The organism is Streptomyces sp. NPDC001714 (assembly GCF_042892755.1).
Classification (GTDB): Bacteria; Actinomycetota; Actinomycetes; order Streptomycetales; family Streptomycetaceae; genus Streptomyces.
Window position 1 is genome coordinate 25067 of record NZ_JBIAUL010000042.1, and the last position, 13710, is coordinate 38776.

At 70.8% G+C, this 13710-nt stretch carries 10 protein-coding genes and 1 pseudogene; 3 read left to right on the top strand and 8 right to left on the bottom strand.

Features of this window, described 5'->3' with window-relative positions; all coding sequences use genetic code 11:
- The 4 genes from ACFY0P_RS50225 to ACFY0P_RS50240 all read right to left on the bottom strand — a co-directional run bounded on the left by ACFY0P_RS50225 (position 1) and on the right by ACFY0P_RS50240 (position 4190).
- Positions 1-1848: an HSP90 family protein gene (locus ACFY0P_RS50225; RefSeq protein ID WP_388929205.1), complete on the bottom strand. Its 1848-nt coding sequence runs from the start codon at positions 1846-1848 to the stop codon at positions 1-3.
- A gap of 42 nt (positions 1849-1890) precedes the next feature.
- Positions 1891-2877, bottom strand: coding sequence for a hypothetical protein (locus tag ACFY0P_RS50230; protein ID WP_388929206.1), 987 nt, complete (start codon positions 2875-2877; stop codon positions 1891-1893).
- A 141-nt stretch (positions 2878-3018) separates the two neighbouring features.
- Entirely contained in the window at positions 3019-3624 is a 606-nt protein-coding gene (locus ACFY0P_RS50235) for a class I SAM-dependent methyltransferase (RefSeq protein ID WP_388929207.1), read from the bottom strand.
- 8 nt (positions 3625-3632) lie between these two features.
- On the bottom strand, positions 3633-4190 hold the full coding sequence (locus tag ACFY0P_RS50240) for an FtsX-like permease family protein (protein WP_388929208.1): 558 nt from the start codon (positions 4188-4190) through the stop codon (positions 3633-3635).
- Between the two features lie 11 nt (positions 4191-4201).
- Between ACFY0P_RS50240 and ACFY0P_RS50245 the strand changes: the two are divergent.
- Positions 4202-4465: pseudogene (locus tag ACFY0P_RS50245) on the top strand (response regulator transcription factor); the annotation flags it as partial.
- Between the two features lie 33 nt (positions 4466-4498).
- Here the strand turns inward: ACFY0P_RS50245 and ACFY0P_RS50250 are convergent.
- The 4 genes from ACFY0P_RS50250 to ACFY0P_RS50265 all read right to left on the bottom strand — a co-directional run bounded on the left by ACFY0P_RS50250 (position 4499) and on the right by ACFY0P_RS50265 (position 10531).
- Positions 4499-6187, bottom strand: coding sequence for a discoidin domain-containing protein (locus ACFY0P_RS50250; RefSeq protein WP_388929209.1), 1689 nt, complete (start codon positions 6185-6187; stop codon positions 4499-4501).
- A gap of 80 nt (positions 6188-6267) precedes the next feature.
- On the bottom strand, positions 6268-9828 hold the full coding sequence (locus ACFY0P_RS50255; RefSeq protein WP_388929210.1) for a choice-of-anchor D domain-containing protein: 3561 nt from the start codon (positions 9826-9828) through the stop codon (positions 6268-6270).
- A 239-nt stretch (positions 9829-10067) separates the two neighbouring features.
- On the bottom strand, positions 10068-10391 hold the full coding sequence (locus ACFY0P_RS50260; RefSeq protein WP_388929211.1) for a hypothetical protein: 324 nt from the start codon (positions 10389-10391) through the stop codon (positions 10068-10070).
- Positions 10392-10396: 5 nt separating this feature from the next.
- A complete protein-coding gene (locus ACFY0P_RS50265; protein ID WP_388929212.1) occupies positions 10397-10531 on the bottom strand; it encodes a hypothetical protein in 135 nt (44 codons plus the stop codon).
- Between the two features lie 661 nt (positions 10532-11192).
- On the opposite strand from ACFY0P_RS50265, the gene ACFY0P_RS50270 reads away from it, so the two are divergent.
- Both ACFY0P_RS50270 and ACFY0P_RS50275 read left to right on the top strand, forming a co-directional pair.
- Entirely contained in the window at positions 11193-12026 is an 834-nt protein-coding gene (locus ACFY0P_RS50270; protein ID WP_388929213.1) for a PIG-L family deacetylase, read from the top strand.
- Between the two features lie 542 nt (positions 12027-12568).
- Positions 12569-13630: a fatty acid desaturase family protein gene (locus tag ACFY0P_RS50275; RefSeq protein WP_388929214.1), complete on the top strand. Its 1062-nt coding sequence runs from the start codon at positions 12569-12571 to the stop codon at positions 13628-13630.
- The last annotated feature ends 80 nt before the right edge of the window (positions 13631-13710 follow it).

Sequence of the window (13710 nt, forward strand, 5' to 3'; positions counted from 1 at the left end):
TCAGCTGTCCTTGCGGAGGGCGTGGGCGAGGAGGTCGAGGAAGGAGCGGTTGATGAGGCTCGACTCGGCGGGCCGGAGCGGGCGCCGGGACAGCATCGCGGCCTGCCCGTAGAGGGCTTCCGCGCTGGTGCGGGCCAGTTCCGGCTCGTCGATGGCGACCGCGGTGCGGACCAGCGGGTTGAGCTGGTTGAGGATCAGCTGGGCTCGCGGGGCCTCCTGGCGCAGGTGGCCGAGGATGTCGCCCCATACGCCGCCCTGCTGCTCGCGGGCGAGCTGGGAGCGGGTGCGCTCGTGCCGGGCCTCGCGGCTGTCGAGGAGGAGGGCGGGGGCGGAGGCGGGCTGGAAGGTGCGCAGCGCCACGTCGCAGTCGAAGACGGCCAGGGCGTCGCGGGCCAGGGCGAGGTAGGCCGCGGCGGCGAGTTCCGTCTCCCGGTCGACGGGGTCCAGGTGGGCGGTGAGGGTGCCCGGGTCGAGGTCGGCGACGGCGACCTCGGGCCTGATCTCCGGCAGCCGGTGGACCAGTTCGCGGTCGTAGGTGTAGCCGCCGTTGACGACGCCGAGCCCGGCCGCCCCGGCGATCGCCGCCACCTGCCGGAACTCCTCCACGCTGGAGGTCACGAGCACGGTGCGGTGGGTGCGCGCGAACTCGTCCAGGGTGGCGTGTCCGTCGGTGGTCTCGAACGGCAGCCACGGCAGCAGCATCCGCAGGATCTCGTCGTCGTGCACGGCCAGGGACTTCACGGCCAGATGGTGGGTCTGGAGGAAGCGGCCGAGGAGGTCGGGATCGCTGGCGGCGGTCCGGGCGATCCAGGCGCGCAGCCGTTCGGCGAGGGCGTCGCGGACCGCGGCGAGGGTGTCGTCCTCGTACAGGGACTCGCGGGACGCCGTGGGGCGCAGGCTCTCGGCGTCGAGGACGCAGCGGACGAAGAACGCCCACTCGGGCAGGATCTCCTCGGCCTGCTCGGACAGCAGCATGCCCTTGACGTGCACGCGGTGGCCGTGGCGGCGCCCGGCCGGCACCGCCTCGGGGAGCACGCACGCGATGCCCTTCAGGCCCACGGCCGGCAGGTCCAGGTCGATGGTGTCCAGCGGTGTGAATCCGAAGATCTCCTCGCCGTACGCGGCCAGCGCGCGGGAGCGTGCGCCCGGGGTGGGGTAGGTGCGCGCCCAGGGGGCGGGCTCGGGGTTCACGGGTGCGCCCGGACCGCCAGTGCCGTCGTCGAAGGTCACCGGGTGGCGCAGCAGGGAGCCGAAGTGCCGGGCGAGGGCCTGCACTTGGACCGGCCTGGTCCACTCCCCCGCGTCGGCGCGGGGCGTGAGGGTGACGGTGGTGCCGGGCCGGGGACGGGCGGCGGCGGGCAGGGCGCGGACGGTGTAGCTGCCGTCGCCGCGGCCCCGCCACTCCACGGCGGGGGCGTCGGGCGTGCGGGCGGAACGGCTGACGACGTGGATCTCGTCGGCGACCAGGAAGCAGGAGAGCAGACCGATGCCGAACTGGCCGATGAAGTCCGCGCGTTGCTCGGCCACCTGATCGGCACGCTTGCTGCTGCGGCCGATCGTGGCGAGGAAGGTGTGCACGTCGGCCTCGGTGAGGCCGACGCCGTCGTCCTCCACCCGGACCACCGAACCGTCGGCGTACAGGCGGATGCCGAACGCGTCGGCGGCGGCGCCCGGTTCGAGGCCGTGCCGGGCGGTCAGCGCGTCCACCGCGTTCTGCAGGAGTTCGCGCAGGTAGACGCGGGGGCTGGAGTAGAGGTGGTGGGAGAGGAGGTCGACGAGCCCGCGCAGGTCCACCTGGAAGGTGCGGTCGGCGCCGGCCGGGCTCGAAGGGGTGGTGGGCAGAGTCATCGGGCAGTCCGGGGTGAGGTGAGTGACGGGCGGCGGGCGGGGTCAGGCGTTGCGCCGGGCAGCGGCGTACTTCTTCTCCGGCTGCGCCATGTACCTCCAGGGCCACGGCGTGTAGGCGCCGCCCAGCGCGCGGAAGACACGCGGCAACGCGAGCCTCCCGTTGGCCAGGGACAGGGCCATGGCGAACATGTTGAAGTCGACCTGCCAGCCCGGGCGACGCACGTAGGCGGGGTGGAGGATGCTGCGCTCGGCCGTCTCCAGCAACTCGTCCTGGATCTCGGGGGTGATGAGGCAGTTCTTGCGGTCGGACTCGACCCAGTCCTCGATGTGCGCGATGGCGATCACGCAGCCGAGGCGATGGCCGTCGGGCGCGCCGGCGAACGCCGCACGGGCGAACGCCAGGGCCTCCCCGGGCTCGCCTCCCCAGCGGGGCTGCAACTGCGAGACCCACTCGACGTGGGTCTCCAGGTCCAGGGGGTCGCGGCGGAGGGCGGCGTCGAGCCGGGTCTCGTTGACGGCGGAGCCCAGCGACATGCCGCGGCCGGAGGTGAGGAGGCGGCGCCACGGCGTGACCCAGTCCGGCCGCAACTCGGCAGCCTCAAGCAGCTGTTCCTCCGCGATGAGGAGCCGCTCGCGGAAGACCCGCCACTGCTCGGGCTTGACGTCCACGGCAGACGCGCGGGTGCGTGCCTCCCAGCCCCAGCTGATGTGGCGCGCCCCGGATATCAGCAGGGCCGTCGCCCGGTGCTCCTTGTCCTCCTCGGCGGCCCGGCCGATCCAGTCCTGCACACCGTCCAGGTCGGCAAGCTCACCGAGGACCAGGTCGTCCCGGCCGAGATCGAAGGGGGCGAGCGCCGCCCTGACCACCGTCCAGTCGCCCGCGGTGGCCGCGTCCACCAGCGCGGAGACGCGGGTGTCCCCGAGCGCGTGCAGCGTGTACATCCCGTTCCTCAGCACGCGCGGGGCGGGGATGGCATGCGGGTCCGCCGCCGGTCTGCCCCCGCCCCTGCCGAACAGCTTCTGGAACATGCCGCGCCCTCCCCAGGTTTCGCGTGATCAATTCCGGTGCAGCATAAGCGGCCGCACCGACACGGCTTCCACAGGGTTTTCACCGGCGGCTCACGGGAAGCGGTCCCGTCGGCCGGATGCCGGGCGGGATGGCCGGTATGTTCAGCGGCGGTGGACGCTGACGGCGTAGCCGCCGCCGTCGTACGGGTCGGCGTCCCAGGTGGCGAAGCGGTCGACGAGGGTGAGGCCGGCCGCGGCGCAGTAGTCGTCGTACTCCGGCAGGGTGATGCCGGGCGGCACGGGCAGGTGGGCCTCGTCCAGACCGAAGCCGGCGACCAGCAGACCGCCCGGGCGCAGGGCCGCGGCCAGGCGTTCGACGACGGTGGCCTCGGTGCCGGCGGCGAGCAACGGGAAGATGTTGCCCGCCGCGACCACGAGATCGAAGTCCGCCGCGATGCCGAGCCGGCGGGGCTCGAACGCGGCCAGATCGGCCTGGAACCAGAGCAGTTGCGGCGCCTGCTCCCGGGCCACTGCCAGCATCGACGCGTCGAGGTCCACCCCGACGCAGTCGTACCCGAGCTCCGCGAGCCGGATCATGACCCGTCCGGTACCGCACCCGGCGTCCAGCACGCGCGCTCCGACGGGCACGAGCGCCGCGCAGAAGCGCGCCTCACCGTGCACGTCCTTACCGCTCCGGGCCACGGCCGCGAACCGTGCGGCGTACTCCTGTCCGGACGTCCCACCGGTCAGCTCATGCCAGCGACTCATGCGCTGCACTATAGGTCGACGGTGAGCCGCCCGGCGTCGCGCCTGACGCACGCGCGAAGCCCCGGGTCCCACTCCGTGCGCGGCGCGCGGGCCGTGCTCGTACGAGCCGCCGCGATGACCGCGCCGGCCAGGGCGAGCAGTACCAGCGGCCCCGGACCGTAGACGTCGATGTCGGCGGCCGGGATCTCGGTGCCGGTCGACCGGCCCATCGCCGGCACGACGAAGTGGTGCAGTGCCACGCCCAGCGGTACGTCGACGGCACCGGCCGCCAGTCCGGTCACCGTCACCGTCACCGGGACGAGCACCATGGTGACGGTCTGCCGGGGTGTCATCCCCAGCGCCTTGAACACCCCGAGGTCGTGGACGCGTTCGCGGGTGCCGAGCACCACCGTGTTGAGAACGCACAGGCAGGCCACCGCCACCAGCATCACCGTCAGCATCGCGATCAGCGTCCGCATCACCACGATGACGGTCGAGGAGCGGTCGTCGTCGGAGCTCGTGGCCACCCCGCCGACGGTCTTCAGCCCGAGCCGCGTCCCCGACGCGGCGTCGGTGCGCACCGCCATGCCCGGGTCACCGCTTCGCCAGGCCTTCGGGGGGTGCCACCGCGCTGCACCGCGACCTGTGGGCGCTCACGCGCCGGGAGCTCGAGGTCCTGGAGATCCTGGCCCGCGGTCTGACCAACGCGGAACTGGCCGTCCGTCTCCATCTGAGCCAGGCGACGGTGGAGACGCACGTGACGCACGCCCTCGCCGAGCTCCGGCTCCGCGACCGTGCCCAGGCGGTCATCGCCGCGGACGAGACGGGTCTGGTCACCCCGGGCTCGACGGACGTGCCGCCGCCGAACTGTCACCCCTCGGACGAGGCGAGGCCGTCAGGCGCCGAAGACCTGGAACTCCGAGACCTGCCCGGCCGGCCAGCCGTTGTTGGCGGTGAAGGTGAGTCGTACGTAGCGGGTGGTGGCCGTGGCGGGGAGGGTGAGGGTCGCGGTGTTTCCGGTCGCCGGGTCGAAGGTGTAGCCCGCGGAGGCGAGCAGCTGCGTGAAGGTGCCGCCGTCCGTGCTGCCCTGCACGGAGAGGGTCTGGGTGCGGGTGGCCCAGGCGGTCGACGGAGGAAGGTCGAGGACGATCCTCCTGACGCCGGTGGCGGCGCCCAGATCGACCTGGACCCACTGCGGGAAGGCGTTGTTGGCGGACTCCCAGTAGGTCTTGGTGTCTCCGTCGGTCGCGTTGGACGAGGCGTAGATCTGGGTGTGGCTGCTCTCCGCGGTGGGGCGGTGCAGGGCAAGGTCGGTGGTGCCGGGCGGGGGGTCGGTGGGGACGACCGGCTGGGTGGGGCGGGCGGCGGTGAGCGCGATCTGGCCCTTGAGCATGCGGCCGCCGTCCCCGGTGAGGCGCAGGTAGTAGTCGGCGGAGCAGGCGGTGCCGTCCTCGTCGAGGGCGAGGAACCCGGAGTCGGCGGGCACCCATGCCTGGGTCTCGGCGGTCTTGGCGATCTGGTTGCCCTCGTTGTACTCGTCGAACATGGAGATGTAGATGCCCTGCACGCCGGCGCGGACCATGTTGTAGAACTGCCGCCACATGAAGTCGCCGTGCGCGCGCTGCCGGCCGGAGACGTCACCGGGCAGCACGCAGGGCTGGTAGTCGATGCCGTTGGCGTTGCAGTCGGCCTGGTCGGGGACCGTGTACGTGGTGTACGCGTTGTCGGCCTCGGTGACGTTCCCGATGGCGCCGACCATCCACGGCGAGAGCATGTGGAAGGCGTGGTAGACGCCCAGGAAGCCGGGCCGCGAGCCGCCGGTCCCCGTCCGCCATTCACGCGGGACGCCGCCGATGACGTAACAGCCCTGGTTCTTGAACCAGTTGACGACGTCGAGGCAGGCGTCGGGGGTGAAGGGGTGGTTGGGGTCGTTGAAGCCGAAGCCCCAGATGCATACAACGGGCTTGCCGTTCTGCTTCGCGTACGCGGAACTCGCCGTGTGCGCCGACATCTTGTTCGTCCAGTCCGTCTTGATCTCGGACTGCATGTTCGTCCAGCCGGAGACGTCGTACATGATGTAGAACTTCCGGCCGTACGCCTCGGCGGCACTGCGCACCTTGGTCGCCATGGCGTCCCTGGTGGGGCCCTCGCCGCCGGTGGGGTTGAAGCGCTGCAGGGCGGCGGTGTCGATGCCGTTCTGCTGCATCCACAGGAAGTGGGTGTTCACCGTCTGCTGGTCGTACGAGGAGAACAGCTTGGCGGGCTGACCGTTGCCCAAGGCGGCGTACGAGGTCTGGTAGGTGTTGGTGTAGTCACGCATGTCGGGCCAGCACTTGATGTTGGTGTTGGTCGGCGACGGCGACCTGCCCCAGTCCTGGCTCCAGTGCCACCAGCCGTTGATGGGCGCGCCGTCGCCGACGCAGGCGAACCAGCCCTGGTAGCCGACGGTGATCTTGCCGACGACGTCGCCCGGCGCGCCGGCCGCCGACGCGGTCGGGGCGAGTACGGTCTCGGTGGTGCCCACGGTTCCCACCGCGCCGGCCGCGACAGCGGCCCTCAGGAAAACTCTGCGTGTGACACCCATCTGAACTCCTCTCGGGGCCCTCGGTGTTCGGTGCCGCGGGGCGCGTGCTCACCCGCGCCCCGCGGCACCGTCGGATCGGATCAGGTGTTCCAGACCTGGAACTCGGAGATCTGGCCGGCCGGCCAGCCGTTGTTCGCCGTGATGTTCACCCGGAAGTACCGCTGGGTGGTCGCGGTGAACGTGATGGTGACCGTGTTGCCGGTGGTGGGGTCGAAGGTGTACGTGGCCGACGACTTGACGGTGGTGAAGGAGGAGCCGTCGGTGCTGCCGGACAGGGACAGCGTCTGGTTGCGGGAGCCCCAGGTCGCGGGGAGCTGGAGGACGACGCGGCTCGCGCTCTGCGCGGAACCGAGGTCCACCTGCACCCACTGCGGGAAGGCGTTGTTGGCGCTCTCCCAGTAGGTGCCCTGGTTGCCGTCCGTCACGTTCGAGGACGGGTACACGTCGGTATGGCTGGACTCGGTGGTGGCCGCGCCCGCCGCCAGGTTCTTGCTCACCGTGCCGGCGCCGGTGCCGGTCAGCGCGACCGTGGTCGTGCCGTTCGACGCGTTGCTGGCGATGCTGAGGCCGCCGGTGCGGGTGCCGGACGCGGTGGGCGTGAACGTGACGGCCACCGTGCAGGAGGCCCCCGCCGCGATCGACGCCCCGCAGGTGTTGGTCTGCGAGAAGTCGCCCGTGACGGTGATGCCGGAGACCGTCGCGGCCGCGGTACCGGTGTTGGTCACCGTGACCGTCTGCGCGCTGCTGGCGGTGTTGAGCGCCTGGGTGGGGTACGTCAGCGACGTCGGGTTGGCCGACAGGGTCGCCGGCGAGGAGCCGCCGTCGCTGGGGAACACCTCGAAGTCCGACAACTGGGCCGCGTTCCAGCCCGTGTTGGCGGTGATGTTCACCCGTACGTATCGCGCCGTGGCGGAGCTGAACGTGATGGTCACCGTGTTGTTGTTGGCGTTCGGGTCGAAGGTGTACCCGGCGGACGCCTTGATCGTGGAGAAGCTGGAGCCGTCCGTGGACCCCTGCACCGACAGGGTCTGCGTGCGGGCCGACCACGCCGTCGCGGGCGGGAGCTTGAGCACGACCTTGCCGACGCCGTAGTTCTGGCCGAGGTCGACCTGCGCCCACTGCGGGAACGAACCGTTCGTGCCCTCCCAGTACGTCGAGGCGTCGGTGTCGGTGAGGTTCGAGGCGACGTACGGGCTGTTGCTCGAACTCGCCGTCGCGGGCCGTCCGGCGGCGATGTCGGTGGTGCTGTCGATGCCGCTGCCGGTCAGGGCGACGACGGTCGGGCTGTTGTTGGCGTTGCTGGTGACGGTCAGGTTGCCGGTGCGCGTGCCGCCTGTGGTGGGCTTGAACCCGACGGTCACCGTGCAGGACGCGCCGACCGCGAGGGTGGCGCAGTTGTTGGTCTGGCTGAAGTCACCGGTCGCCGAGACGCCCGAGACGGTCGCCGACGCGGTGCCCGAGTTCGTCACCTTCACCGTCTGCGTGTCGGCCGAGGAGCCGACCACCGTGGCGGCGAAGGACAGGCTCACCGGGTCGGTGGTCAGGGCCGGGCCCGGCGTGGTGCCGGTACCGGAGAGGGTGACGGTGTTGGTGAGTCCGCCCGCGTTGACGGTCAGCGTGCCGCTCCGGCTGCCGGTCGCCGTCGGCGCGAACTTCACGCTGACGGTGCACGAGCCGTTCGCCGCGATCGACGAGCCGCAGGTGTTGGTCTGGGAGTAGTCGCCGCTGATGGAGACCGACGAGACGGCGGCGGCTGTGTTGGTCGGGTTGGAGACCGTCACGGTCTGTGCGTCGCTGGTCGAACCGGTCGGGACCGAACCGAAGTTGAGTGCGCCGGGGGTGGCCGTCACGCCTTCTGACGGGTAGGGCGGGTAGACCGGGGCCGGCCAACCTCCGCAGTACGGCGTGCCGCTGATGCCGGAGTTGCCGCCGCCGTCGGTCACCGTGAAGCTGCCGGTCGAGCAGCTGTACACCGGGGAGGAGTAACCGACGCCGGTGGCGGTGACGTTGGTGAACTTGGCCGCGCCGCCGGTCTGTTCCTGCAGGGCGAAGGTCCCGGTGCCGGCGATGGTCACGTTGTTGAGGTTGACCCCGCTGATGGTGCCCTCGACCCACTGGATCGCCTCGTACGGGCTCTGCTGGATCAGCGCGTTGGTCACGTTGATCGGACCGGTGATCGCGCCCTGGCTGCCGTCGAACCACAGTGCGCCCACGCCGAACTGCCAGTTCGGGTCGAGGCTGCCGTCCCGGACCATGGTGTTGTCGGAGATGGTGGTGGTACCGACCGGAGTGGAGGAGAAACGTTGCCCGACGTGGATGCCGCCGCCCTGGGTGATGCCGGAGTCCACCACCCGGTTGCCGCTGACGGTGTTGTCGTGGCCGCCGTAGATCGCGATGCCGTTGGCGAGGATCTGCAGGGAGACGGTGTTGTTGGAGATCGTGTCGTTGGCGTCGGCGCCGACGCCGGAGTCGGCCCAGGTGGCGATGCCGTCGTCGCCGGTGTTGCGGATGTCGCTGTTGGTGACCTTCGAGTTGGTGACGGCGCCGTGGAAGTTGATGCCGTCGGCGGTGGTGTCACGGATGCGCATGCCGCTGAACGTCAGGCCGTCCATCGGCCCGTCCATCCAGGCGCCGACCTTCATGTGGTCGATCCACAGGTTGGAGACGGTCGAGTTGCTCATCGCGCCGCCGATGCCGTTGACCTGCGCACTGTCGTTGCGCTCCTGCACATCGCCGAAGACGGCGAAGTTCTGGAGGTGCACGCCGGTGCTGGCCGAGGGCGCGGAGTTGCCGTAGAAGCCGGGGGCCGTGCCGGTGACGGTCGAGTACCACATGCCGGCGCCGGCGATGGTGACGTTGTTGACGCTGATGTGGCCGGGGATGTTGTAGGTGCCCGGCGGGATCCACACCGTGCCGCCGGGGCCGGCCGCGCTGATCGCGGCGTTGAACGCGCTGGTCGCGTCGGTCGCACCGGTCGGGTCGGCGCCCTTGCTGGTCACCGACACCGACCCCGAGGGCGCGGTCAGGGCGGCGCCGACCTGCTCGAAGTCGGCGAAGTCGATCGTGTACGAGGAGGCGGTGTCGCCTGAGTCGACCTGGAGCTTGAAGGTGGTGCCCGCCGGATAGGTGGTGGAGAACAGGCGGTGGGCCTCGTCGAAGAAGTGGTGCGGGTTGCTGCCCGGGGTGTTGGTGAAGGGGTAGCTGCCGTAGTACCAGCTGTAGGCGTTGGTCAGGGTGAAGTCGGGCTGCTTGACGCCGTTGATGTACAGGGACAGCGCGGCGGTGTAGACCGAGCCGCCCGAGGTGTCGGGGATGCTGTACCGGAAGTTGATCGAGTTGGTCGCCACCGGCGTGGTGAACGTGACGTACCGGCCGGTGCCCTGCAGCGTCGTCGCCTTGCGGTACGACGCCTCGTCGGCCAACTGCCCCTGGGTGTAACTCGGGCCGATGGTCGTGCCGTTGGTGGCGGAGTTCTCCGCCTGTACCTCGACGTACGGCAGGCTCGCGCCGCTGCCGCCCGTGGCGGCGGCCGCGGCCGCGGCCGGCTGGACGGCGAGCGCGAGGACACCGGCGACGGCCAGCATCGCGGTGCTGACCGCCCAGACGAGGGCGCGTCTCAGATCTCGGATGGAATGGAACACTTACCACTCCTTTCATCACGGAATGCCCGAACTGTTCCGCTGGCGTCACCAGGGTCGGGAGGGGAGGCGGGGGTGGTGGCAACGCAGGGGGACCGTAATATCCGTGACACTGTCGCGCAATAACTAGACAGAGCATTGCAACAATAAAAATTTGACATGCAAGATCTAATGCTATGGGGCACCGCGCGTGCCGGCGCCGCCGGACAGGTGTCCGGGAGCACTGCGGGACGAGCGGCGGGTCAGGAACTCCAGACCTGGAACTCGGACACCTGGCCGACGGGCCGGCCGTCGTCGGCGGTGACGGCGGCCCGGCTGTCCACCGCCCGGCTGTCGGCCGCGCCGTCGGTGGGGGCGTCGTCCGGCACCGCACGGCAGCTCGTGATCGAGATCGAGTTCGCCGGCTGCGTCTGCGGCGCCGGCGGGTTCTCCATGTCGTGCGACTCGTCCCGGAAGACCCCGGGGTCGCCGTCGGCCGGGTTCTGGTTGTCGTTCGTGGTGCAGTTGCCGTTTCCCTCGTACACCCAGCTCTGCCGCGAGTTGAGGTTCAGCGACTGCCGGAACACCCCGTTCAGGAGTGGCCCGACGCCTCCAGGGCGGCGCTCGAGCACTGGGGCGTCGGCGCCGAGGTCAGCGACCGGACGGTCGCGCCCCCACCCGGCGTTCCCGCCTCGGCCTCGTGGACCGAGAACGGCTCGTCGCGCACACCCCCTGCGTCCGCCGGGAAGCGGGGGCCGTCGCGCCACGCGGAGCGCCTGGGACGGCGGCGCCCCCTGTGCCGCGGCGGCCGGTAAGACGGACACGCACAGCGCGCCGACCGCGGCGCCGACGGCCACCGCCGGTCGACGGGGTCTGGGGATCGTCAGCATGTGGTGCTCCTCGAGGAATCATGTGGTGCTCCTCAAGGAATGCGGGGATCCGGCGCCCCGACCATACAGAGCCGCCATCCACCCCGCCAGATTCCGACTAGGTAAAGGAATTTATCAGGCAATCACTGCAAGTTTCTTGCTGAAGTTCGCAAATCTCGGATTCCATGATCCCGACCCGCGCGGGTGCCGAGCACCGCGTCCACACTCCGCCGACCCGCACACGTCGCGAACGGCCGGTGACCGCGGGGTGCGTGTGCGAGACGGCTGGACCGGATCTTGCCCTGCCCGGGGGGAACAGCCTGTCCGGCCGACGCTGTTGCACCGACCGAGGGACCCGCACCGCGCCGGGGGAACACGGAGACCGGAAGGCCGCCCACCCCGCGTGATCCGGGGCCCCTCGGGTCCGCGGTACACCCGGTGATCTGCTATTCAGGGACGCCCGCTCACCTACCCGCCGCGGCCCCGGACCGAGACCTTGCCATCCAGGAGGACTGTTTCATGAACGACCGGCCCTTGACGCTCATGGCGGTACACGCCCACCCCGACGACGAGGCCACCGGAACCGGAGGCGTCCTCGCGCGGTACGCGGCGGAGGGCATGCGCACGGTCCTCGTGACATGTACCGACGGCGGTTGCGGCGACGGACCCGGGGGTGTCAAGCCGGGCGATCCCGGGCACGATCCGGCGGCCGTCGCCCTGATACGGCGTCAGGAACTCGAGGCGAGCTGCGACGTCCTGAAGATCAGCCATCTGGAGACGCTGGACTACGCCGACTCCGGAATGATGGGCTGGCCGGCCAACGACGCCCCCGGCTCCTTCTGGCGCACACCCGTGGCGGAGAGCGCCGCCCGGCTCGCGGAACTCCTGCGGCGCTACCGGCCCGATGTGGTCGTCACCTACGACGAGAACGGCTTCTATGGCCACCCCGACCACATTCAGGCCCACCGCATCACGATGGCGGCCCTGGCGATGACCGCGCCGACGCCGAAGGTGTACTGGACGACGGCGCCCCGCTCGATGATGCAGCGGCTCGGGGAGACCATGCGCGAGTTCGGTGCGGACGTGCCGGAGCCGGATCCCGCCGAGGCCGCCGCGATGGCGGAGATCGGGCTCCCCGACGAGGAGATCACCACCTGGGTGGACACCACCGCGTTCGGCGGCCAGAAGTTCGACGCGCTGGCCGCGCACGCCAGCCAGGGCGAGAACATCTTCTTCCTCCAGATGGGCCGGGAGAGGTTCACCGAGCTGATGGGCGTCGAGACCTTCGTACGGGTCCAGGACACCACCGGTGCGGCCGTGCCCGAGAACGACCTCTTCGCCGGACTGCGCTGATCCGTCCGCCCACCGGGGGCCTCGCCGCCTCTGCGCGGCGGGCCGCCCCCCGCTACGGCCTCCTACGGCCTCGCACGGGGGGAGCCAGGTCTCGCGTCCCGGCGCGGCCCCCGGCCACAGGGCCTCCCGCGGGACTGGTCTCCGTCGGCTGACCGCAGACGATGCGAACCGGCGGTGGACGCGGTCCATGCCCGAGGCCTACGAACGCCATCTGGTGCCGGTCCTCTGATGACCGGCCTCCTCGGCACCGGCCCGGTGACGGCGCCGATGACCGCGACCGTCTACACGGCACACCACCGGGCATGACCCTGCCCGTCCGGTGGACACGGCCCCGAAGGGCCCGGCGAGAAGACGCCGAACACCGCGAACCGCACCGGCGACCGATCCGTTGAGCCCACGGCAGCGGCGGAGACGACATCCGAAGCCGAGGTCAGCGGCTTGGGAGTGGTGGTAGCCCCAGGAGGATCGGGAGGCATTCCCCCGGCGGATCCGGTAGCTGGCCAGCTGTCGGCGCGGTGCGGGCCTTGCCCAGACTCGGCGGCATGACCTTCTCCATCGACGCGCCCGCCGCGCCCGCCGCCCCTGCGCGGCCCTCCGGTCCCGGCAGCGATTTCGCCAGGCTGTCCCAACGCGTCGGCGAGGCAGGCCTGCTGGACCGGCGCCCGGGCTACTACACCGTGCGGCTGGGCCTGGTGATCGCGGCTCTGCTGGGTGGCGGAGCGGCCTTCTTCGCGCTCGGCGACACCTGGTGGCAGCTGGCTCTCGCCGCCGCCCTGGCCTTCGTCTTCGGCCAAGTGGCGCTCGTGGCACACGATCTGGCTCACCGGCAGGTCTTCCGCCGGCGCCGCCCGAGCGAGGCGTGGGGCCGCCTCTTCGGCAACCTCGCCATCGGCATGAGCTACGGCTGGTGGATGAACAAGCACACCCGTCACCACGCCAACCCCAACCACGAGGAACTCGACCCCGACGTCGCTCCGGACATCCTGGTGTGGTCCACCGGCCAGGCACGCAACAGCAGCGGCCTGGCCCGGCTCATCGGCGGCCACCAGGCGTTCCTGTTCTTCCCGCTGCTGACACTGGAGGGTTTCAACCTGCACGTGTCGAGTCTGCGGGCGCTGCGCTCGCCGTCCATGAAGAACCGGGTGCTGGAGGGCGCGCTGCTCATCCTGCACCTGGCGGCATACCTGTCCGCGCTGTTCCTGGTGCTCTCTCCCGGCAGGGCCGTGGCGTTCCTCGTCGTCCACCAGTGTCTCTTCGGTGTCTATCTCGGCTGCACGTTCGCCCCGAACCACAAGGGCATGCCCACCATCACCGGCGACGAGCGGCCCGACTTCCTGCGGCGACAGGTCCTCACCTCCCGCAACGTGAGGGGCGGTCGCTTCACGGACGTGATGCTCGGCGGGCTCAACTACCAGATCGAACACCATCTGTTCCCGAGCATGCCCACACCTCATCTGCGACGCGCCCAGGTGATCGTGCGGGAGTACTGCGCGCAGATCGGTGTGCCGTACCACGAGACCGGGCTGCTGCGGTCCTACTGCGAGGCCCTCTCGCACCTGCACCGGGTGGGGGAACCCATCAGGCGACAGCGCAAGGCGTCCTGACGGCTTCCCGGTGGAGCTTCCCGGAGGACGAGCGGGCCGGTCCACGGTTGCCGGGCCGAGTTCCCCGTCGCCGCTGTGAC